The following is a 22452-nucleotide window of genomic DNA, read 5'->3' as shown; positions in this document are numbered from 1 at the left end:
GGCGGTGGGCCAATGACCAAAGCACTTGAAAGCCTCGCCACCGCGACCCGCACGCCCTATTGGGCCGAGACGGCGGGGCCGCAACCGGATTGCCCGCCGCTGGAAACGGACGCGCGCTGTGACCTTGCCATTGTCGGGGGCGGTTTCACCGGCCTCTGGACGGCGCTGGAGGCGCGCCGCCGCATGCCGGATGCGCGGATCCTGCTGGTCGATGCCGGGCGCTGCGGCAACGCCGCTTCGGGGCGCAACGGCGGGTTCTGCGCACCGTCAATCTCGCACGGCATCGGCAACGCGATGCAACGCTGGCCGAAAGAGGCCGAGGCACTGATCCGCCTTGGCATGTCCAACCTTGACGATCTAGAAGCGGATCTTGCGACCTATGGCATGGAGGTTGAGTTTGAACGCTCGGGCAAGCTGACCGTCGCCGCGACCCGCTGGCAGGTCGAAGGGTTGAAGGCGCAGCAGGCCCTTCGCCGCCGCTTTGGCAGCGAGTCCCATTTCCTCGAAGGGGATGCCCTGCGGGAACGGCTGGACTCACCCGTCTATCATGCCGGTCTTTTCGAGCCGAATTATGCCCTGCTGAACCCCGGCAAGATGGTGGCGGAGCTGCGGCGCGTCGCGCTGGCCGGGGGGGTCGATATCCACGAGGCCACCCCGGTGACCGGCATGGCAAAGCGGCAGGACGAGGTTGAGCTGATCACACCGGGCGGACGTATCGCAGCGCGGCAGGTGGTTCTGGCGACCAATGCCGCGCCGCCGCTCCTGCGCCGGTTGCGCAGCGCATTGATCCCGATTTTCGACTATGCCATCGTGACCCGACCGCTGGTCGACGCGGAGCTGGCCGCCATAGGCTGGACTGATCGCTACGGGATTGCCGATAGCGGGAACCAGTTCCACTACCTCCGCAAGACCGCAGACAACCGCATCCTCTGGGGTGGTTTCGATGCGATCTATCACTTCGGGTCGCGCCGCGACGATGCCTTTCTGACCGAGAGCGGCAGCTTTGCCCGCCTTGCCGAAAACTTCGCCCGCGCCCTGCCCCCGTTGGCAGATGTGGAGCTGACCCATGCCTGGGGCGGGATCATCGACACCTCTGCGCGCACCACGTTCTTTGCCGGAACCGCGCAAGGCAGGCGCGTGGCCTATGCGATGGGCTTCACCGGACAGGGTGTGTCTGCCAGCCGGTTCGCGGCCCTGACGATGCTCGACCTGCTGCAGGGGCGCGAGACCGAAAGGACAGCCCTGCAAATGCTGCGTAGCAAGCCTTTCCCTTTCCCGCCCGAACCCTTCCGCTGGCTTGGTATCAGCCTGGCACAGCACGGTCTGGCGCGCGAGGATGCCACCGGGCGGCGGTCCGTCTTCAACAGGACGCTCGACAGGTTCGGCGTCGGCTTTGACTCCTGAAAGGAAACCGCATGGCCCGGGCTCCCCGCCACATTCTCGACTTCAACGATCCTTCTGTCACGGCGGTGGAAAGCACTGTTTCTGACCCCGCCATCGTCGACCAGCCCTACGGCGCCCGCAGCTGGCGTCATTTCCAGCGTCCCGAAAGCGGGGCCCTGGCGGGCATCTGGGAGGCCGAGGCGCATCTGGAACGCGTTGACTGCGACTATGATGAGCTGTGCCATTTGCTGGAAGGCAAGGTGCGCCTGACCGATGCGGAGGGCGTCTCCCAAGAGTTTGGCCCGGGTGACAGTTTCGTCGTTGCTGCCGGATTCCGTGGTACCTGGGAAAACCTGACACCCGTGCGCAAGGTCTTTTTCATCCTGCAACCAAGGTGAGACCACAGGCAGGCCGCACCTGCCGTCAGCCCATGAGCGACGGCAGGTACAGGCTGATGATCGGGAATGAAATCAGCAGCGCCAGCGTGATCAGGTCGACCGCGATGAACCAGCTTACCCCGCGGAAGATCGAAACCAGCGACACCCGTTCACCAAGCGCGCCCTTGACGATATAGACGTTCAGGCCGACCGGGGGCGTAACCAGTCCGATTTCCAGCAGTTTGACCAGGATGATGCCGAAGTAGATCGGCTCGATCCCGGCTTCGCGGGCCACGGGCAGGATGATCGGCATGGTCAAAAGCAGGATGCCGATGGAATCGAGAAAACAGCCCAGGATCAGGTAGAGCACGGCGACCATGGCGATCACGATCAGCTCGGTTGATCCGAGCGACAGCAGCGATTCCGCGATGAAACTCGGCACGCCGCTCAGGGTCATGAACTTGCCCAGCAGGGTTGTTCCGATCACCACCATGAAGATGCCCGCGGTGCTGGTCAGCGTCGCCAGACCGCTGCGGTAAAGCGACTGCCAGCTCAGCGCCCCGCGCGCGGCACCCAGCGCGATGGCCAGCGCCGCACCGATGGCCCCGGCCTCGGTCGGGCTGAACAGGCCGATGAAAATACCTACCAGAACCCCGACGATGATGGCTGGCAGCGCCCAGATCTCCCTTGCCGCGTCAAGGAAATCACGCCGGGTGAAGGTTTCGGAAACGGCGGGGGCCAGACGCGGGTTGAACGAACAGCGGATGATGATCATTCCGATGAACATGGTTGCCGACAAGAGGCCCGGCAGGAAGCCCGCCATGAAGAGCTTGGCGATGGAAACCTCGGCGAGGTAGCCGTAAAGCACCATCAGGATGCTCGGCGGGATCAGCGAGCCAAGCGTACCAGAGGCCGCGATCACGCCGGTGGCAAGGCCGGGGTCGTATTTGTAGCGCAGCATTTCCGGCGTGGCGATCCGGGCAAAGGCGGAGGACGTGGCCACGCTGGACCCCGAGGCCGCCGCCAGCATCGCGCAAGCCCCGACGCTTGCCACAGCCAGCCCGCCGGGAAGCCAGGCCAGCAGGATGCGCATCGCCCGGAAAAGGCCCGCGGAAATCCCCGTCTCGGACGCGACGAACCCCATCAGCAGGAACATCGGAATCGCCGTCAGATTCCAGTCGCCGACAAAGTTGAAGGGCACCGCCGTCAGCATGCCCCAGGCCGCGCGCGCGTTCAGCAGCACGCCGATCCCCACGAAGGACACGAGACCCAGCGCGACCCCGATCTGCACGCGCAGCAGCAGCAGGATCAGGCCCGCGCCCAGCCCCAGAAATCCGATTGTCAAATTTTCCATTGCTGTCCCAGTTCAGGTCTCGGCGTCTTCGGGCGTGTCCGGCGACGGGTTGAAATCGGGGTCCGTCGCTGCCTGCCACGCGTTCGCGACAACCATCAGCAGCGCCGCGGCAAATCCGATGGGCAGGGCCAGCTTTGCCGGCCAGATGGTCACAAAGACCGCCCCCATCATCATTTCGTTCATGTTGAAAGACCGCAGTGCATCCGTGCCGGTCTGCCAGGCCAGAAAACCAAAGAAGGTTGCCGTGATCAGGTAGCCGGCCACGAGCACACAGCGTTTCAACATTTCCGGCAGCATTCGGTAAACCAGATCCACCGCGATAGGCTCTTTCTTCAGCTCCACGAAGGCCAGCGGCAGAAACACCACCAGCACCATGTGATAGACCGAGATGATCTCAAGATTACCGGGGATCGGGCGACCGGCCAGATTGCTGGCCAGCACGTCGATCACCGTCTGAAGCATCATGAGAAACAGGCTCATGATCGCAAGGGCGGCCAGAACGATGGCGAGACGTCTTATCCAGCGCAAAAACATCCGCTTCTCCTCTCTGGCCGCCCCTTGTTCCCGCTGCTCAGTTCACGCCGTAGCTGGCCACATCGACCTTGCCATAGATCTCGTCCTTGAAGACCTTTTGCAGGGCGGCAGTATCGCTGCGGTCCACATCTGCCAAAAGACCCTCCCATTTGTCATAGACCGCGTTGAAACGCGCGATCAGGTCTTCGGCGCCTTCGACATTCAGCCTGCCCGCCACTTCTGCCGCCATCGGTGCCACCTGCTCTGCGACAAAACTGTCCAGAGAGGCCTGCAGATCTTCGCCCGGTTCGTGGACAGTCACACCGTGATCCCCGGCCTCGGCAAGCGCCTCGTCCACGGATTGCTCAAACGCGGTGGTCATGGTGACCAGGTTGTCGGAGATGCTGTCGACCAGCAGCTGCCGGTTCGCTTCCGACAGGCCCGACCAGGCCGGTTGGTTCATCGCGTATTGCCACCCGGCGAAATACTGCCCCAGGTCCAGCAGCGTCACCTCCTTGGCCACATCCCAAAGCGAGCGTGACTTGAGATCGTTGGGTGAATTGGCAGCACAGTCGAGCTGACCCTTTTCCAGCCCCGTGAACATTTCCGACGATGGCACGTTCACCGCAGCCGCATCCACCGAGGCCGCCCAGGCCGCATGAATCGGGCTGGGCATCCTGATCTTCTTGCCTGCGATGTCATCCAGCGTGACCACGGGAGAGGTGCACATCAGCGCATAGGAGGGCGAGGCATAGCTGCCCAGAAAGACGACACCCTGCTGGCGGAACATCTCCTGCATCTGGTCATCGTTGAGGTAGAAGTCCGCGACAGCCGCCGTCAGGACCATGCTGTCGTTGAACGAAATTCCCAGCGCCGCCAGCACATTGTCCGCCGGAAGGTCAGAGGGCGTATAGGTGCCCGCGTGATAGGTCATGTCGACGATACCGTCGCGCAGGCCGGACAGGTGGGCACCCGGCGGAAGCACGGAATCGCCTGTATAGACTTTCAGGCTCAGTTCCCCGCCCGATTTTTCCTCAAGTGTCCGGGCCAGGGCCTGATAGCCGTCCGTCACCAGTGGGTAGGTGTCCGGGAACCAGATGCTCGCGGTGATCTCCTGCGCCGAGGCCGACAGGGCCGTGACGCTGCACAGCCCGGCAAAAAGGGCTCCTGCAAAGTGTTTCATATCTCTTTCCTTTCCCTGTTATTCGCGCATCGCGCATGTCAGACCGGTCGTGTTGTCCCGACCGTGCGGTTCTTTTTCGTTGCCCCGTCGGACGTGGTCCGGCCGGATTTGGTTGCCTTGCACCGGGCCGCCCGACGACAGGACCGTCCCGGCCCTCACCGGTCGCCAGCCCTGCCAAAGGCCACTGCGTCAATAAAGTCTGGATCTGCATCTGGCCTTCTCTGGATGCGCGGCACCCGGACCGATTGATGCACGATCATTCCCCAGGCGTGACGTTTCCGCGGAACGCTGCTTTTGGATTTGCCTGTCCGGCTCTCCCCCGAGCCAGCGATTGGTCTTGACTTGCAAAAAAGATTATTCATTAGTCATATTCACGCAAGATAAAAAAATTGCTGAAATATGTTAGTTCAATTGTCGGTTTAGGGGCGATTATGCTTAATTTGACAGCACTGAACACGTTCCACGAGGTCGCCCGCAACGGGGGTATCGCCGGAGCGGCTTCGCAACTCAATGTCACCGACGGTGCCATCCGTTACCAGATCAGACGGCTGGAAGAGGATCTGGGCGAACTTCTGATCGTGCGCAGCAAACGGACGCTCACGCTGACCTCGGCGGGTCTGTCATTGTTCGAACGGCTGAATCATGCCTTTCAGGACATGGAACGGGCCTGCCAGTCCCTGACATCCACCTCCGGCATGGACGGCGAGTTGAACATCGCCTGCGCCCCTGCCTTTGCGGGCTCGCGGCTTCCTTCGGTGATAAAGGCATATTGCCAGCAGTATCCGCTGATGACTGTGCGGGTCTTTCCCGTCGGCATGGCCGACGACAGCATGGATGTGGTCATTTCCTATGGGGAACGCCCAATGCCCGGCATGCGCGAGGCGATCCTGCGGGACGAGATGTACTTTCCGGTTTGTCGGCCAGAGCTGAAATACGAGTGGAATATCAACAGTCCCGACGACCTGGTCCATTGTATTGCGCTCCACGCCGATCAGGGGGCGGACTGGATGCGGCTGCTTTCCATGGCGTCACCCAAGACATTGCAGTTCGCCCAGCAGATCTATTTTCCCAACGCCGGTGTTTCGTTACAGGCAGCGCGGCGGGGCTGTGGTGTCGCGGTGGGCACCTCGATCCTCTGCGCCGACGATCTGCGCAGCGGCACGCTGGTGAAGCTGTTGGACATCGAAGTCCCTGCGCCAAACCCCTATTTCGTGATCCAGCCCGGGCAGTCCGAAAAAGAAAGTGCCGAGCGATTTGTCGAAACCCTCTGGGCCGAAGTCGAAAAAGCCTAGGGCGGCGACATGCTCGCCCTGGCCCGCCTTGGAAGACCTGGCATTTCAACGGTTGCCTGTAATCGCGCTCGGGCAACTCAAGACGATTGCTGAAGCAACCGTCTCTCCCAATTAAAGCGGGACGAATTTCATCGGCAGGCTTCGGAACCCGCGCAGGACATTGTTCAGTTCGAATTCTGGTTCGCCTACTTCGATGCGCGCAACCTTTTCGACCATGACCTGCAGGATCGACCGCATTTCCAACCGGGCAAGCTGCGCACCCATACACATGTGAATGCCGTGGCCAAAGCCGACGTGGTCAGACACCTTGCGTTCCACATCAAACCTGTCGGGCTCCGTCCAGCGCCGCTCGTCGCGGTTGGCAGAGGCATAGAGGATCAGCACGCGTTCGCCCTTCGGAATAGTTACCCCGTCGACGTCGTAGTCTTCTTTGGCATAACGGGTAAAACCACGGATCGGACTTTCCAGCCGCACGGCCTCGTTGATGGCGTTCGGGATCAGCGCGGGATTGGTGCGCAGCTTTTCCCATTGGTCCGGCGCTTTGCCCAGTTGATGCATCAGATGCCCGGTTGCAAAGATCGTCGTATCGAGACTGGGTGCGATATAGTCGCGCGTGAACATCGGCACGAGCGCAGGATCAATCGAACCTTCGTCCACCGCTTCGAACAGGCGTGCCACCCAGCTTCCCGGACGCACAGTATCGCGTCTGACATCATCGGCGCAAAAGGCCCGCAACTCCATTATGGTTGGAAAGGCATCCTCGGCGCGGGCATTGTCACCGCCCAGGGCGTCAAAGGTCGCCGCTGCCCATTTGAGCATGTTCTGGCGGCCGAATTCCGGCAGGCCCAGCAGTTCAGACACGATCGTCAAAGGCAGGATCTGTGCCAGATCGGTCATGCCGTCAAATTCCTTGCGCTGAACGAGGGTGTCGATCATCTGCTGCGCGGTTTCCTGGATGCGTGGTTTGACCTCGGCAAGGCCGGTCGGCATCACGGGTTGGGAAATGACCTTTCGCAAGGGCCGGTGTTCTGGCGCATCCGTCATAAGGATATTGGGTGTTGTGATGGCATTCAGACGCGGGTTGGCCGCCACGCCCTTGCTTGAGATCAGAATGTCGTTGGCAGCTAGGGCGGCGACAGCATCGTCAAACCGGCCAATCGCCCAGAGATCGTTTTCCGGAAGCCAGACCGCCGGTGCCGTGTCGCGGATCTTTTGGTAAACCGGGTAAGGATCGCGGATGACATCATCGGCATAGAGGTCGGTGTCGACGCTCGGACGGGTCGCCTGGATCATTTCTGTCATTCGGTTTTCCTCCTCCATACTGAAGCCTATAACAACGCTTGTCCGTGAATCCTCTGACATGCCGGGAATGTCCGTCACGCGGACGCGCAGGCGCGCATACTTTCAGATCTCGACAGGCACCGTGAAATGCGCGCCGTCCATTTCGGGCGTCACCGTGATCTGGCAGCTCAGCCGACTGGTTTCACTGCGTTCAGTTGCTGCGAAATCCAGCATGTCATCCTCCGCATCAGAATGGGCGTCCAGCGTCCGGAAGGTCTCCGGGTCCACAAACACGTGACAGGTGGCACAGGCCATGGCGCCGCCGCAGTCGGCCAGGATGTCTTCAATACCGGCGTCCCGGGCGGCCTGCATGACCGAAATGCCACTCGGTGCCTCAACGGTTTTCTTGTCGCCGCTTGGCAGGGTGAAGTGCAGTTTTGGCATGGTTTTCCTTTGCTTCGCGCGCGCCAGCGACGCCGGATTCAAGGCCCGCGGCGCTGGCGCGTCATGTCTGGTGTCGTCTGGATCAGCGGCTCTCGTCGCGGATGGGGTTGGACAGGGTGCCGATGCCGGAAATCTCGACTTCGATCCGGTCGCCGTCTTTCATGAACAGCTTGGGATCGCGGAACAGGCCAACACCGCTGGGTGTGCCCGTGGCGATCACATCGCCCGGCAGCAGTTCGGTCACGATGGACAGATAGGCGATCAGTTCGGGGATATTGAACGCCAGATCCGAAATCGGCGTCGATTGTACGACTTCGCCGTTGAGACGTGTTTCCATGGTCTGCGCCGCCGGATCCTTCATCTCGTCCGACGTCACGATCCAAGGCCCCATCGCGCCGCTGTCGACAAAGTTCTTGCCCGCCCAGAACTGCGTTGTGTGGCGCTGGTAATCGCGGACCGAACCGTCGTTGAAACAGCTGTAGCCGCCCACATGGTCCATTGCCTCCGCCTCGGAAATGTTGCGCCCCGCCTTGCCGATGATCACCGCAAGCTCGCCTTCAAAATCGAACCAATCCGATGCCTGCGGGCGGATCATCGGCACCTCGTGGCCGACAACCGAAGACGGGTAGCGCGTAAAGATCGACGGCTTGGCCGGTTTGTCGCGCCCGGTTTCCTTGATGTGGGTCATGTAGTTCAACCCGATGCAGATGATCTTGTCCGGGTTCGGCAGGGGAGACAGCAGCGTGACCGAGGCCATGTCCAGCACTTCGCCGGTTTTGGCGGCGGCCTCAAGTTGATCCAGCGCACCGGCCGTCATCACTGCCCGCAGGTCGGGGAAGGTGCCGCGCAGCGCCTTGCCTGCGTCGTGCAGCTTGCCGTCCTGTACAATGCCATATGATGCGGTTCCGTCCGCGGTGACATAAGAGGAAATTCGCATCTGTTCGCTCCGTTGATTGGGTGTTGGTCGGGTTTTAACCCGGGCGGCAGACTTGGGCCGCAGCACTTTGGGTCATGTCCGCTCTGCGGACATCGCTGATCTGAAACAGCCAAAATGATCTTGCCGATGTGAGGGGGCTTGTCCACGTCCCGACACGCGCCCGGCCCGGGCGGGGTCAGCGGGCATTACGCGCACTCATTCCGGCCGGGCGACCGATTCCAGCCAGGCACAGTTGGGCACGGGGTCCGCCGCGCGCATCCCGCGACGGGCCGCGTCCAGCCGCATGTCGCGCATGCGTTCGCGGGCCGGGTCGCCTTCGGGCAGATGTACCCGCTCATGGCCCCAATAGCTCGGCCCGTCGGTGGTTTCATGGGCCTGCCAGGTCCCGGGCTCGATCACCCGCGCGCCCCAGCCGTATTCGACAAAAAAGCCGGAGGGTGTGGTGGCGTAAAAGCTCATCATGTGATCGTTGGAATGCCGCCCCAGCGTATAGGCCAGGCGCCCCTCTTCCTGTTGCGCAAGGTCATAGCCCTGCCCCACATCGTCCAGCGATTGCAGCTCGACCATGAAATGATGCAGCCCCTTCCGCCCCGATCCCACCATGGCAAAGCTGTGATGCCGCCCGTTGATGTGGAAGAAATACAGTGGAAAGGGCGTCAGCCCGTAGTCGGTCACGCTGAACCCCAGAAGGTCGCGGTAGAATGGCAAAAGGGCGGTGGCATCCTCGACATGCAATACCGCATGACCCATGCCCAGCGTGCCCGTCTTGAACCCTGAAATGGGCCGCGCAGGGACAAAGGGATCGCTGGCAATCTGCGGTTTCCAGAACACCTCGATGTGATTGCCATCGGGATCGTTGAAAGAGATCAGCTGGCTGACCAGTCGCTGATCAGCCAAAGCCGCAGTTTCCACCCGAACCGCAACACCCGCGTTTTCAAGCCGGCTGGCCAGACGGTCCAGATCCTCGGGGTGGTCCACTTCCCAGCCCATGAAATCAAGGCCTTCTTGCCCGTCATCGGTGACCAGAAGCCGTTGCTTGCGATCGTCCATGCGAAAGGCACGCGCATTGCCGCCGCGATCCACCTGCTGCATGCCCAGAAGTTTGGTGGCAAAACTGCTCCAGTCCTCGGTCTTCGAAGATCGGATGCCGATGTATCCAAGCGCGCTGAGGGTCAAGGGACGGGTTCCTTTCGGGCATAATCATGTGCTTCGGGTCATGGTAAACCAACCACGGACATCTGCACCGGTGGCCCCGTGTTTGTCCGCTTGGCGGACAGATCGGATGGCGTTGCCTGCCAGAGGCCGCCGTTTATTGACATGGCCGGTGCCGGTGCAATGATCATCCAAGGCGTGGCGGGATCATCGGGAGAAAGCACATTTCAAATTTTGGATCTGTCCGGTCGCTTGAGCGGGGATTGCTCATCCTTCAGACATTGAACCGGCGCAACGGCCTGAAAGCGGCAGAGGTTGCAGCCGCCACATCCATTCCGCGCCCCACGGTGTACAGGCTGCTGGAAACCCTGGAGGGCCTGGGTTTTGTCAGCCGCGATCATTCGTCAGAGAAATGGCGCCCGACCCTGCAGGCAAAATCGCTGAGTTCGGGGTTCCGCCATGAGGATTGGGTCACGCAAGCCGCCGTGCCCGAGATGGTGCGGCTGGGGCGGGAGATCCTCTGGCCGCTCGATCTGGTGACCTTTAACGATCACCAGATGGAAATCCGGGAATCGACACATAACATCAGCCCCTATTCCATTGATCACGGCATGGTCGGGGTGCAATTGCCGGTGCTGGATACCGCGGGCGGACGGGCCTATCTGGCCTTTTCGCGCGAAGAGGAACGCGCGCAAACCCTGGCGGGTCTTCGGGCCAAGCTGGGCCTGCAAAATCCGGTGATGTTGCAAGACGGGCCATTGATGCATGTGCTGGACAGGTGCCGTACATTGGGTGTGGGTTATCGCAAGGAAGGCTACAGGCTGAGCACCCAAAGCATCTCCGCCCCGATCTATAGCGGACCGCGGGTTCTGGCCTGTCTGACCGTGATCTGGACCAGCAGCGCGCTGAGTTTTGAAAAGGCGCTGGATCAGTACCGCGACAAGCTTTTGGCGACCGCCAGGGGGATCACCGATGCGCTTGAACAGCTTGATGTGCCGGACTAATCCGCACAGCCGCCTTTCAATACCCAGTGCTGCGCATTCCGGATCAACGCCGCCGCTTCGGGTGTGCCGTCGCAGATGATGCCGTCCTGCAATGGCCGGCCCGCTGACAGCAGACGGTAACCCAGATAGCGATAGGGTTCGGGTACTTTGGAAAAATCGGTCCGCTTCATGAAATCGTTGAATGCGGCACCGGGGACGACCGGATCAAACCGGTCTTTCTCATAGATCGCGACGCGTGCGTGAATGCGCCATCCATCGGCCGTGCGCACCAGCCGATCCACAAACCGCGCATGGCTGGTATAGTCCACTTGGGTCTGCGCAACGGCGAACCGCCCGAGGATCTGGACATTGGTTTCAGCCACCGCCCGGTTCCCCTGGACCTGAACGACGGGCAGCGCGATCAGGTGTTTGACCCGTGGCGCGGCAGGCACATGCATTTTTTGCGAGGCTTCGACAAAATCCGCGAACCAGCCCCGAAACCATGTGACAAAGATCGTGCCGCCCGGGGTGAAGGTTGCTTTCAGATCGTCCCAGCGCCCCTGATCGCGGCAGAGACCCCACTTCTGGATCAGCTGGGCAATCTCGGTGATGTCCTTTGTCTCATCCATTGCACGACGCCATGTTTAAGAGAACAATCCGGCGCCAACGGCATTGTCGGCGCCGGAACAGGGTATCAATTGGCGGCAGAGGCCTTGTCGATGGCTGCAACGAACGCGTCATAGAGGACCTGACCATTCTCGTGGCCAGCAATCCATTCGGTTGTGGAAACTGACAGCGCGTCTTTCCATTGCTGCGTCAGGGCTTCATCCGGTTCGATCTCCGTGATGTCGTTTGCGGCCAGGACCCGTTCGCGGGCTTCGCCGACGTATTGGTCGAAGGATTTGCCAAATTCTTCCGAGAACACCTTGCCCGAATACTGGTCGATGGCGGCCTTGGCCTTGTCCGGAAGGCTGTCGAACTTGGCCTGGTTCATCACGATCAGCATTGGCGTCGCCCCCAGGGGCATGTCCAGATAATAGCTTACCGTCTCACCCACGCGGAACGTCTCGATCGCGCCATATTGGGTGAATGTCCCCGCGATCAGGCCACGGCTGATCGCCTCTGCCAGACCCGGTCCGGTGATCCCGCCCACGGGCACCGCGCCCAATGCGTTGATTGCGCCCAGCATGGTCGGCCCGGGCGCGCGAAAGTTCAGGCCCTTCATGTCGGCAGGCGTGCGCACTTCAACCGTGCTGGCCACGGCATTGGGAAAGGAGGTCATGACCCCGATCAGCTTGAACTTTTCATAGTCGCCGGTAAGCAGCCCCTGTTCGTACACCGACCACATCGCTTCAGAACCGACAGTGCCATTTGGCACCAGAAACGGCAGCTCGCCGATGGTGCCCTGGTCAAAGCGTCCGGGCGTATAGCCGGGGATCACCCAGGCGATGTCTGCCACGCCGTCTTCCACCAGCTTGAGCTGCTGCGCGGGGTTGCGCCCCAATGTGCCGCCTGGAAACATCTGGATATCCAGCGTGCCTTCCGAAGCGGCATTCACCTTTTCCGCCCATGGCGTCAGGATGTTCTTGGTGACATGCGCGACCGGCGGCTCAAAGCTGGAAAACCGCAGGATCTCGGCGGTGGCGGTTGTGCCGAATGCGAAGGTTGTAACAGTCGCGATCAGGAAATCTCTTAGTTTCATGGTATCCTCCCTTTTATGAACTCACTGTGGCGCTGAAGGATCATTTGCTCGACTGTCCAGCCAAAGCTGTCCGCTTGGCGGACAGGATGATTACCCCATGATGCCGGGCAGCCAGAGCGTGAGCGCGGGAAACAGCACCAGAATGGTCAGGCGCAACAGATCAGCGACAAGAAACGGCACGATGCCGCGGTAGATCGTGGTTATTCTGACATCGCGGTACATCACGTTCAGCAGCATTACGTTGATACCGATGGGCGGGGTGATCATGCCGATACCGATCACCACCACGTTGATGATGCCCCACCAGACCAGATCGTAGCCCAGCCCCTGGATCACGGGGATAACGAAAGGCAGCGTGATGACCATCGCTGCGACCTCGTCAAAGAACGCACCCAGGAAAATGTAGAGCAGCAATATGCCGAAGATCACCATCAAAGGCTGGACCGAAGCCTCCGAGATTACCCCGACAAGAAACGACGCGCCCCCGGTGACCGAGATGAAATAGGAAAAGATCGTTGCCCCGAAAACCATGATGTAGATCATCGCGGTGGACCCGCTGGCCTCGGCCATCACGCGCAGGAATGTGGCACGGTCCAGCCTGCGACGCAGCAGCGCAAAGAGGAAAGCGATGACAACACCGATGGCCGCGGCTTCGTTCACGGTAAAGATGCCGGAATAGATGCCTCCCAGCACAACAACTGCCAGCAGGATCACACCCCAGGCGCGCCCGATCGCAGCCAAACGATCCTTGAACGGCAGCTTGTCCGATCGCGGTGCGCTTTCGGACCTGCGCATCACGGTCACCTGAACGGCAACGGCATAAAACAGAACCGCCAGCAGCGCAGGGATGATCGCGGCGGTGAACAATTGCAGCACCGATTGCTCGGTCAGCACCGAATAGAGGATCATCATCGCAGAGGGCGGTACGATAATACCCAGTGTGCCCCCCGCAGCGACGGCCCCCGAGGCCAGCGACGGATCATAGCCGCGTGTCAGCATCTCGGGCATGGCAACCCGCCCGAAGGTGGCTGTTGTCGCCACCCCCGACCCGCAGATCGCGCCAAAGCCTGCGCTGGCCACCACGGTGGTTGTTGCCAACCCGCCCCGGCGGTGGCCGAACAGCGCATTGGCCATGTCATAGACATCAGAGGCCAGCCCGCCCGCCGCCGCAAGGCTGCCCATCAGCATGAACAGCGGGATCACCGCCAGATCCAGCGAGCCCATGGCCGACGCCGGTTCGCTGGCCAGCAGCGAAATCGCAGGCCCCCAGCCCGCGACCTGGGCAAAGCCCACAACGCCGACAAGTGCCATGGAGATGCCAATCGGCACATGGAGCAGTATCAGCCCCATCATCGCGGCGCAGCCAATCACGGCAATAACAAGAGGATCCATATTCGTTTCCTTTAGGTCTTTGTCCGGTCAGAGCTGGGAAGAAGGGTCGTTGCGCAAAGCCGCGCCGCTGTCGGTGCCGTCAAACAGGGATGCAAGGTCGATGATCAGAACCATCGCCTGCACGAAGGCCGCCAGCCAAAGCATCACCGTCGCGACGGCCCACCATGGCCAAACCTGCCAGCCCAGCACCCATGTGCGGTCGCCGTTCACCTTGAGCGAGCCGACATAATCGAGGAATTGCCAGGCCATCAGGGCGATCAGAACAAGGGTCAGTGCACTTGAAAACACTTCGAGCAAAGCCTTCGTGCGACGCCCCGCCACCGCGCCGAAAACTTCGACACGGATGTTCTGTTTCATCGCCAGGTTGGCGGGGATACAGGCCGAGATGACCACCGCCATGACAACCGAACTGACATCGTTCACGCCCTGAAGCGGGGCCTTGAACAACCAGCGCATCAGCACATCCGAGGTTGTCATCAACGCCAGCACCAGCAGGCCGGTGAAACCGACCAGGGCCAGCACGCGGGCCAGCGCCTTTGACCTTTTCCAGATGATCTGCATTGGGTCTCCTCCTCCCTCGCAATGTCTGTGTCGGCACATGGCCGCTGTTCTTCAGGCCGTCATGTCGGCGGCCTGCACTGTCGTCTCTGTGCGTGTCAGCTGCGCGGTGTAGCGTTCCAGCGCACCCTTGAGCGCCTCGGGAAAGAATGCCGCGGCGCAATACCGGTCGGGCCGGACCAGCATGATCTGGTCGCGGTGGGTCAGAAACGGGCGGATGGCCTGAGGATCGACAGGGCACAGAGCCGCCGGATCTCCGCCACCCAATGTGTCCAGTGTGATCTTGGTCAACGGCAGTCCCAGCAGCCTGTCCTGCTTCAGCGCTGCCAGCGCCCTTGTGCCAGCCGCGCATTGCGCGATCAGGCAAAAGCCCGGCCCGGTGACATCGTCCAGCAACTGAACCTTATTGCCTTGCCGCACCTCGGGCTGGGGGATCATCTCGCCCACCAGCGAACCCTCGAACAGGGGGGCATCCAGATCCAGAAACAAACCTTCAAGATACCTTGGTTTGGGTTTGAACCGCATGTGCACCAGCCAGTCTTTCACAGCCGGAAAGGGTTCAAGCGCCTGCATCATCAGGTCGCGGAACATGATCTGGTCGCGCCCGGCCGGCATCACGATGCTGCCCATCGCCACGGCCAGCTGAATCATGTCCCAGGCGGGCTTGCGCCGCTCGGCCTCGTAGCTTTGCAAGATTTTTACGCTGGCACCGCCGCGCAGGATCGCGGCCAGTTTCCAGGCCACATTGTGCGCGTCACGCAGGCCTGCGTTCATGCCCTGACCGGCAAAGGGCGGTGTCAGATGCGCCGCATCCCCCATCAACAGAATGCGCCCCGCTTGGAACTGCTCGGCCATGCGGGCATGGAAAGTGTAAACGGTCTTGCGCAGAATATCTTCGGTCCTGAAAGGCCGGTAGGGGGCCATCAGCCCTTCAAGGAACCCGTCCTGCAACACTTGCTCGCGGGTCTCGCCGGGTTGCAGCATGAATTCGTAGCGCCGCCCGCCATGGGGTGCAGGGACACTGACCGTCGGGCGCGAACCGCTGCAAAAGAACTTTGAGTACAAGGTGGTGTCGGGATCGTTCACCGTATCCACGACGATCCAGTCTTCCTCATAGGTGTTGCCGGACATCGCGATGCCCAACCGCTCGCGGATCGGGCTGCGCCCGCCGTCACAGGCCAGCACCCATTGGGTGCGGATCTGATGGCTGTTCCCCTTGGCGTCGCGCAGGGTCACTACCGCGTGGTCAGCGGCGGTGTGCACATCTGTCACCTCGGCGCCGAAATGCAGCGTGCCAGGGGCCGTTTGCGCCGATACATCGCGCAGTGCCGCTTCAAGCTCGGGCTGGAAAAAGAACTGTCGCTTGGCAAAACCGAGGTTGCGCGGCCCTTTGCCTGTCTCGGCAAAGCAATTGCCCAGATCGTCATAGTACCGCGAGCCGTCGCCTTCCATCGTGTCCTTGAGATAGGTCTTGTCCAGCCCGAAAACCTGCATGGTGCGCGCGCCCTCATCATCAATGACGATAGCGCGCGGCAGGTTCATCGGGCCTGCGGTTTTTTCGAGAACAACACAGTCGACCCCATAGACGGAAAGCAGGTTGGCCGCTGTCAGGCCCGTCGGGCCCGCGCCAACAATGACGACCGGAATATCTTTGGGGTAGGCGGGCATCGGCGGGCCTTTCGGTGTCTTACTTGCTTCACAATCTGTCTTGTTGTGACGTGCGGGTGCGTGCGGCGTCCATGACTTGCCCCAGGCTGTTCACAGGGCGGACAGCCCCGGGTCCGCGCAGGATTTGCGCGCCAGTTTTACCCTGCCACGCAAAAAGCCGCCCTGAGGCGGCTGAGTGGTCCTGATCATGTTCATCGGCATTTCAACCTTGCGGGCGTCTCAAAAGAGGCGCCGCCGCAAGACAGGCGGGGCGTGCCCTGATCCGGGCCAGACACCTTTCAAGATTGGCAGGCAGGTCATATCCACCGTCCTGCTCCGCCCAGTCGAGCACGTAGAAAAGGGCCGCATCCGCTGCGCTGAAGTCACCAAGCAGAAAGGCCGAATTTCCAAGCGCGTTGGACAGAAACCCAAGACCCCTGGCAACTTCCGCACGGCCATGCGCCCTTAGCGTCGCCTGCCCTGCCGGATCGGAGAGAAATTTCTGCGGCATCTTGTCAAAGGTGAAACCGCGCATGTGGACAGTTCCGACGATGTAATCCAGCAACTCCGATATCCTCGCGCGTTTGATCGCGCTCTCAGGGGCCAGGCCCGCTTCGGGAAAGCTGTCGGCAAGCCACATGGCGATTGCAGGAAATTCCGTCAGAACCGATCCGTCCGGAAGCCCAAGGGCTGGAACCTTGCCCTTGGTGTTCTGGGCCAGATATTCCGCACGCCGCTGATCGCCGGCACGCAGGTCGATGATCCTGGTCTCGAATGCGGCGCCGACCTCGTGCAGCAAGAGCAGGATACCGTTGGAGCAGCTTTGCGGTGAATGATAGAATGTCAGCATAAACAGCCCCTATAGACCCAATAGACCCAGGCGCGCCCGGACCTGTTTTGGTGTTTCCAGTTCAAAGCCCAGTTCGCGCACGATCCTTGCTGCTTTCTCTACCATCGCGCGGTTGGATGGTGCCTTCACACCTTTCTCCAGCCAGACGGCATCCTCCATTCCGATACGTATGTTTCCACCCATCAGGGCCGACTGCGCCACCATGGGAAAGGCCATCGCGCCGGTGCCAAACCCCGTCCAGATCGCATTGCCCGGCAAAAGACCGCGCGCGTACAAAAGCGTTTCCGGCAGCGGCACGAAGCCGAACTTGACCCCCATCACGATGGAACACAGCGGCGGTTTCTCGAAGAACTGCTCGGCCATCAGCGTGTTCAGGATCGCCACATCACCGCTGTCGAACAGCTCGATCTCGGGCCGCACGCCGGCCTGCTGAATCAGTGTGCCCATGCGCCGGATCGACGACAGGGTGTTGATCACCACCTCCTCGCCGAAAACCATGGTGTTCAGGTCCAGTGTGGCGATGTCGGGCTTGATGGCCAGAACATGCTGCACCCTGTCATCGGGCAAAAGCAGATTGGTCTTGGGCCCGGCGATGGCGGGGTTTTCGGCCGACGGATCGTAGCGCCCGCCATTGCCGGTGGTCAGGTTAATGATCAATTCGTCATTCTTGTCACGAATGCGGTCAACGACTTCCCGGTAAAGAGCCGTTTCCATGGAGGGCAGTTCAGTCTCTGGGTCGCGCACGTGAATATGCACGATGGCGGCCCCCGCCTCTGCGGATGCCAGCGCATCTCGTGCAATTTCAGCGGGCGTGATGGGCAGATTTGCGTTCTGCGCTCGCGATGAAAAGTTACCCAGCAAAGCTGATGTCAGGAAGAGAGATGCCAATCGCGTGCCTCCGGAAAAACAGGTATCGCGATTGTCTGGCAACAAATGGGTCAAGGACAGCAAAAGCCCGAGACTGTTCGTCTGGCGGACGGCGGATGGCGCGAAGGCGCTATCCTTCGAGAGCCCTGCTCAACTGTTGTTGCGCCCTGGCGTTGAAACTTCCGCTTGCTGGAACAGCCCATTTCTGGCGGTCATCTTCGCGCTGGCAACCGGGCCGACCAGCAGCACGCCTGTAAGGGGCGGCAGTTTCGACCGCCGCCCCTTTTGTCAGACCAATGGTTTCAGTTCTGAACGTCTTTCAATGCCGCGACATAGGCATCGTAGAGTGCCTGACCATTCGGATGATCGGCAATCCAGCCATCAGTCACCGTCTGAAGCTGCGCGTCCCACTTGGCCTGCTCCGCATCCGACAGTTGCGTGAACACGCGGCTGTCGTCCTGCATCGCGGCTGTCCGGAACTTTTCGATCCACGCATCGAATGCTTCGCCAAACAGCTTTGCAAAGGCGGGGCCCGAGTTCTTGTCGATGGCGGCGCGCGCCGCTTCGGGCAGACTGTCATATTTTTCGCGATTGATCACGACCATGATCGGCGAGGACCCAAGGTTTACATCCAGGTGAAACTTTGCGGCCTCCGCGATGCCGAAAATCGTCAGTGCGACCCATTCATTGATCGAACCGTCAATCAGCCCCCGCGAAAGACCTTCGGCGATCTGCGGCGCAGTGATCCCGCCAATCGGTGTCGCACCAAGCGCCGTAATGCTGGCCAGCAAGGTCGGACCCGCACCGCGCAGTTTCAAATCCCTGACCTCTTCCAGGGTTTCGATTTTCCGGGTCGTGGACAACAGGCCCGGCGCGGTCGAGAACATGCCCAGAATCTTTACCGGCTCCATCCCTTCGCCCTGCCACAAACCGTCTTCGACCATCTTCGTCGCGGCGAGGGAGCCATGCAGCGCGTCCGGCACCAGGTTTGGCAGCTCCAGTAGTGTCGCTTCGTTCATCGCACCCGGTGTATAGCCTGGTACGACATAGGCGATATCCGCAGTGCCACCACGCACCATGTCCAGATGCGTTGCAGGGTCACGGCCAAGCGTCCCGGCCGGGAACATCTGGATCGTCAGCGTTCCTTCGGAATCCGCAACAACCCGGTCGGCCCAGACCGACAGAATATCGGCATAGATGAATGATTGCGCGGGTACGCTGGTGGTGAACCGCAGATTTTCCTGCGCCGATGCCCCCTGCCCCGCAAGAGATATCAAAAAGGCCGCGCCGCATCCAAGCAGCGTCTTTGTCATCTTCAGTTTCTTGAGCATATTGTCCTCCCTATGCCGGAAACAACTCCGTCGCGGCCCCATCAGAGGAACCGCCCTGCGGAAGGCCGACATCAAATCTGATCCGGCCCCATTTCCAGGTTTCAGGCTATGGGCCGAACGGGTCCAAACAATGTCAAAAGCCAAACTGTTCGCCTGCTGATAATGGGGTGTTGCCGGGCAGGTGAACTTGCGTCCGCCACCAAGGCGCGGCAGCAGTTCAGTTTTGACGAACAGCGGGCCACTGGCCTGCCGCTCCGGTCACATCACGCTGGGCAACCACAATGTAACCTGCGGAAACAGCACCAGAACCGCGATCCGCAGACAATCGGCAAGAAAGAAGGCGAAGATACCGCGATAGATCGCAGCCAGCGGGATGTCAGCGCGCATGGAATTCAACAACATCACGTTGATCCCGATGGGCGGTGTCAGCATGCCCACGCCGATCAGCGCCACGTTCAGGATGCCCCACCAGATCGGATCGTAACCCAGCGACAGTATGATCGGCAGCACGAATGGCAGGGTAACCACCACCGCCGCCACTTCGTCAAAGAATGCCCCCAGCACCAGATACATCAACACCAGCAGAAAAATCACCCCCAACGGTGGCAGGCCAAGCCCGTTGATGATGCCCATGATTTCCGCGCTGACCCCGCTCAGGCTGACAAAGTAGGAAAAGATCATCGCGCCGAAGACGATCACATAGATCATCACGGTCGCCACGCTTGCCTCTGACAGCACGGCGACAAAGCTGTCACGGTTCAGGGTGCCGCGGCCCAATGCGAACATCAGGGCAAAGACCACGCCGACTGCCGCCGCTTCGTTCACCGTGAAGACACCGGAATAGATGCCGCCCAGAACGATCACCGCCAGGGTGATCGCGCCCCAGGACCGCCCGATGGCGCGCAGCCTGTCGCGCAATGGCAGGCGGGCCGACCCCGGCATGGCGTCGGGATTGCGCCGCGCCACGATTGCAATGGCGACCAGATAAAGCGAGACCGAGAGGATCGCGGGAATGATCGCCGCGGTGAACAGTTTAAGCACCGATTCCTCGGTCAGCACGCCGTAGAGGATCATGATGCTGGACGGCGGCACGATGATGCCAAGCGTGCCGCCCGCCGCCACGGTTCCCGCCGAGATGCCCTTGCCATAACCGCGGTCGATCATCTCAGGCAAGGCGACCCGGCCAAAAGTGGCGGTGGTGGCGACAGATGATCCGCAGACCGCCCCGAAGCCTGCGCTCGCGACGATGGTGGTCGCCGCCAATCCGCCCGGTCGGTGCCCGACCAGCGCCTCTGCCGTGGCGAAGATGTCCTTCGCCAGCCCGCCAATCGCCGCAAGACTGCCCATCAGCATGAACAGAGGGACGACCGCAAGATCGAGGTTCGCCATGGTCGCGGCCGGTTCCGATGCCAGCAACTGGATCGCGGGTCCCCATCCCGCGATTGACGCAAAACCGGCCACCCCGACAAGCGCCATCGACACGCCGATGGGCACATGCAGCGCAATCAGGGCAAACATGCCGAGGACACCGAAAAGGGCGATCATTGTCGGATCCATCAACGGTGTTCCTCGCCGGGCAATGTCGAGACCTTGGGCGACGGGCGCAGGCCCGCGTCAGTGCCCCGGATCAGATCCAGCACGTCATGCACGACGTTGGAAAACTGGATGACGGTGGCATAGACAAGGAACATCGTCGCGGCCCCCCACCATGGCCAGACCGTCCAGGCCAACACCCATGTCCTGCGATTGCTGTCATGCAGGCCTTGGGTGAAGGGTACAAATTGCCATGCCATCGCCGCGATGAAGATCAGCACGACCAGGCTGGACAGCAGCCGCAGCCAGCGGTTCGGCCGGACTCCCAGGACGCCACCCAGAACCTCGACCGAGATGTTCTTGCGCTCGGCGAGGTTGGCGGGAATGCAGCTGGCGATCACCACCGCCATGACCACGGCAGAGACATCGTTGACGCCCTGGATCGGCGCCGAAAAGAAGGATCGCAACAGCGCATCCAATGTCGTCATGCTGGCCAGCACGACCAGCCCGGCAAATCCGATCAGGGCAAGCCAGCTGGCCCCCCGGCGCATCAATTCATCAAATCTGTGCAAAGAACCCCACCCCAAGGCATTGTCTCGTCCGCGAACCTTACGGGGAACTGCAGGCAGACATGAGGTTGATTTGCCGGGTGTTCGCCTGGTGAACGTTGTGGCCGGATCTTCAGCCGGACGCGTGTAGCTCGGCTATTTCTTCCGATGACAGTTTATCGACCAGATCGCGCGAGATCGCGTCCGCCGTGCGCAGCAACTTGCCGCGATACAGTTCCAGGCTCCGCTCGAAGGACATGGATCTGGTGGACCAGATCAGGGTCAGACATGCCAGGATCCGGTCCTCATACCAGATCGGGGCAGAGATGCTGGCGGTCTCGGGGGTGAAATCACCCTTGCGATAGCCGACCCCCAATTCGCGTGTACGCGCCAGGATCACCGGCAAGGCACCATCCTTCATGACGAAAGGTTCCTGCATGCCGGTCACCTCTGTCACATGGCTCAGCAGGGCGCGTCGCTGGTCTTCGGGCATGAAGGCAAGCATCGCACGCCCGCTTGCGGTCTCCAGCAGAGGCATCTGCCGTCCGACCATGCCGTGGTTGACGGAATAGGGGCTGATCTGATGCGTGGATTCCCGAACCTCCATCTGGTGATTGCGAAAGGCTGCCAGATCGACAGGCCACAAGACATCGCGCCCCAGTTCGACCATATGCGGCACGGCGATCTGGCAGACCCAGTCTTCGTCCCGGTAACCGGACGACAGCGATTTGACATGAAGCGTAGGCCGCCACCGGTTCGAGAAATGGTCCTTCGAGACCAGCCCCATCTCTTCCAGGGTCTTGAGCAGCCGATAGACCGAAGGACGCGGAATCTCCGTGACCGTAGCGATGTCCGCCGGTCGCGCACCATTCAACTGGTTGAGCGCCTGCAGGACGGAGATGCCCCGCTGTAGTGCCCTGATGGACGATTCCGAAATCGGCTCTCTCCTCTTTTCCGACCTTCGCAAATGGCCAGGTTGCGCACCTGTCGCAGCATCGAGAGTACCCAAAGGGTCAATGCAACTGTCGCATTGCAAGGCTGCGGCCCCGGCGTGAGAATCGTGACCCATCCAGATCTAGCATTGATATTTTTGAACACAAAACTTCGAACTGCTCCGTATTCAAA

The 22452-nt window shown here is 61.0% G+C and carries 22 protein-coding genes; 4 read left to right on the top strand and 18 right to left on the bottom strand.

The window, feature by feature from the left end; translation table 11 throughout:
• Window positions 1-12: 12 nt before the first annotated feature.
• Window positions 13-1404: an NAD(P)/FAD-dependent oxidoreductase gene (locus ACWNZ3_RS21940; RefSeq protein WP_496902369.1), complete on the top strand. Its 1392-nt coding sequence runs from the start codon at window positions 13-15 to the stop codon at window positions 1402-1404.
• Between the two features lie 11 nt (window positions 1405-1415).
• The gene (locus ACWNZ3_RS21935) at window positions 1416-1781 is read left to right on the top strand and encodes a cupin domain-containing protein (RefSeq protein WP_496902368.1); all 366 of its coding nucleotides are present in this window, start codon (window positions 1416-1418) and stop codon (window positions 1779-1781) included.
• 25 nt (window positions 1782-1806) lie between these two features.
• Here ACWNZ3_RS21935 and ACWNZ3_RS21930 read toward each other — a convergent pair whose 3' ends face one another.
• From ACWNZ3_RS21930 to ACWNZ3_RS21920, 3 genes are read right to left on the bottom strand one after another with little or no spacing between them, the layout of a single operon-like run.
• Window positions 1807-3114, bottom strand: coding sequence for a TRAP transporter large permease (locus ACWNZ3_RS21930; RefSeq protein WP_496902367.1), 1308 nt, complete (start codon window positions 3112-3114; stop codon window positions 1807-1809).
• Window positions 3115-3126: 12 nt separating this feature from the next.
• Complete coding sequence (locus tag ACWNZ3_RS21925; protein WP_269367188.1) at window positions 3127-3648, bottom strand: TRAP transporter small permease subunit; 522 nt, start codon at window positions 3646-3648, stop codon at window positions 3127-3129.
• Window positions 3649-3685: 37 nt separating this feature from the next.
• Window positions 3686-4810: a C4-dicarboxylate TRAP transporter substrate-binding protein gene (locus tag ACWNZ3_RS21920; RefSeq protein ID WP_496902366.1), complete on the bottom strand. Its 1125-nt coding sequence runs from the start codon at window positions 4808-4810 to the stop codon at window positions 3686-3688.
• Between the two features lie 431 nt (window positions 4811-5241).
• Here ACWNZ3_RS21920 and ACWNZ3_RS21915 point away from each other — a divergent pair, with 431 nt between their 5' ends.
• Complete coding sequence (locus tag ACWNZ3_RS21915; protein ID WP_269367190.1) at window positions 5242-6102, top strand: LysR substrate-binding domain-containing protein; 861 nt, start codon at window positions 5242-5244, stop codon at window positions 6100-6102.
• A gap of 111 nt (window positions 6103-6213) precedes the next feature.
• Here ACWNZ3_RS21915 and ACWNZ3_RS21910 read toward each other — a convergent pair whose 3' ends face one another.
• The 4 genes from ACWNZ3_RS21910 to ACWNZ3_RS21895 all read right to left on the bottom strand — a co-directional run bounded on the left by ACWNZ3_RS21910 (window position 6214) and on the right by ACWNZ3_RS21895 (window position 9940).
• Complete coding sequence (locus tag ACWNZ3_RS21910; RefSeq protein ID WP_496902365.1) at window positions 6214-7404, bottom strand: cytochrome P450; 1191 nt, start codon at window positions 7402-7404, stop codon at window positions 6214-6216.
• A gap of 102 nt (window positions 7405-7506) precedes the next feature.
• Entirely contained in the window at window positions 7507-7827 is a 321-nt protein-coding gene (locus tag ACWNZ3_RS21905) for a 2Fe-2S iron-sulfur cluster-binding protein (protein ID WP_274574914.1), read from the bottom strand.
• Window positions 7828-7909: 82 nt separating this feature from the next.
• Window positions 7910-8764 carry a fumarylacetoacetate hydrolase family protein gene (locus tag ACWNZ3_RS21900; protein WP_496902364.1) on the bottom strand — a complete coding sequence of 285 codons (855 nt, stop codon included), beginning with the start codon at window positions 8762-8764 and terminating at the stop codon, window positions 7910-7912.
• A 195-nt stretch (window positions 8765-8959) separates the two neighbouring features.
• A complete protein-coding gene (locus ACWNZ3_RS21895; protein ID WP_496902363.1) occupies window positions 8960-9940 on the bottom strand; it encodes a VOC family protein in 981 nt (326 codons plus the stop codon).
• 239 nt (window positions 9941-10179) lie between these two features.
• Here ACWNZ3_RS21895 and ACWNZ3_RS21890 point away from each other — a divergent pair, with 239 nt between their 5' ends.
• Window positions 10180-10920 (top strand): helix-turn-helix domain-containing protein, encoded by a 741-nt coding sequence (locus ACWNZ3_RS21890; protein ID WP_496902362.1) that lies wholly within the window; start codon window positions 10180-10182, stop codon window positions 10918-10920.
• Here ACWNZ3_RS21890 and ACWNZ3_RS21885 read toward each other — a convergent pair.
• The 11 genes from ACWNZ3_RS21885 to ACWNZ3_RS21835 form a co-directional block, all read right to left on the bottom strand.
• Window positions 10917-11528, bottom strand: a complete 612-nt coding sequence (locus ACWNZ3_RS21885) for a nuclear transport factor 2 family protein (RefSeq protein WP_496902361.1) — start codon at window positions 11526-11528, stop codon at window positions 10917-10919. The genes ACWNZ3_RS21890 and ACWNZ3_RS21885 overlap by 4 nt on opposite strands.
• A 65-nt stretch (window positions 11529-11593) precedes the next feature.
• Window positions 11594-12601, bottom strand: a complete 1008-nt coding sequence (locus ACWNZ3_RS21880; RefSeq protein WP_496902360.1) for a TRAP transporter substrate-binding protein — start codon at window positions 12599-12601, stop codon at window positions 11594-11596.
• 90 nt (window positions 12602-12691) lie between these two features.
• The gene (locus ACWNZ3_RS21875) at window positions 12692-13993 is read right to left on the bottom strand and encodes a TRAP transporter large permease (RefSeq protein ID WP_496902359.1); all 1302 of its coding nucleotides are present in this window, start codon (window positions 13991-13993) and stop codon (window positions 12692-12694) included.
• 27 nt (window positions 13994-14020) lie between these two features.
• Window positions 14021-14554 carry a TRAP transporter small permease gene (locus ACWNZ3_RS21870; RefSeq protein WP_496902358.1) on the bottom strand — a complete coding sequence of 178 codons (534 nt, stop codon included), beginning with the start codon at window positions 14552-14554 and terminating at the stop codon, window positions 14021-14023.
• Between the two features lie 51 nt (window positions 14555-14605).
• Window positions 14606-16219: a bifunctional 3-(3-hydroxy-phenyl)propionate/3-hydroxycinnamic acid hydroxylase gene (locus ACWNZ3_RS21865; protein WP_496902357.1), complete on the bottom strand. Its 1614-nt coding sequence runs from the start codon at window positions 16217-16219 to the stop codon at window positions 14606-14608.
• A gap of 202 nt (window positions 16220-16421) precedes the next feature.
• Window positions 16422-17048 (bottom strand): glutathione S-transferase family protein, encoded by a 627-nt coding sequence (locus tag ACWNZ3_RS21860; protein WP_496902356.1) that lies wholly within the window; start codon window positions 17046-17048, stop codon window positions 16422-16424.
• 9 nt (window positions 17049-17057) lie between these two features.
• Window positions 17058-17936, bottom strand: a complete 879-nt coding sequence (locus ACWNZ3_RS21855) for a beta-keto acid cleavage family enzyme (RefSeq protein ID WP_496902355.1) — start codon at window positions 17934-17936, stop codon at window positions 17058-17060.
• 281 nt (window positions 17937-18217) lie between these two features.
• Entirely contained in the window at window positions 18218-19246 is a 1029-nt protein-coding gene (locus ACWNZ3_RS21850; protein WP_496902354.1) for a TRAP transporter substrate-binding protein, read from the bottom strand.
• Between the two features lie 258 nt (window positions 19247-19504).
• Entirely contained in the window at window positions 19505-20791 is a 1287-nt protein-coding gene (locus ACWNZ3_RS21845) for a TRAP transporter large permease (RefSeq protein WP_496902353.1), read from the bottom strand.
• A gap of 11 nt (window positions 20792-20802) precedes the next feature.
• Entirely contained in the window at window positions 20803-21351 is a 549-nt protein-coding gene (locus tag ACWNZ3_RS21840) for a TRAP transporter small permease (protein WP_496902352.1), read from the bottom strand.
• A 109-nt stretch (window positions 21352-21460) separates the two neighbouring features.
• Complete coding sequence (locus ACWNZ3_RS21835; RefSeq protein WP_496902351.1) at window positions 21461-22201, bottom strand: IclR family transcriptional regulator domain-containing protein; 741 nt, start codon at window positions 22199-22201, stop codon at window positions 21461-21463.
• Window positions 22202-22452 lie beyond the last annotated feature (251 nt).

It is taken from the genome of Sulfitobacter sp. IGS-18 (genome assembly GCF_059628195.1).
Note: the sequence above shows the minus strand (reverse complement) of the source record. Positions and strands in the feature narration are given on the sequence as shown.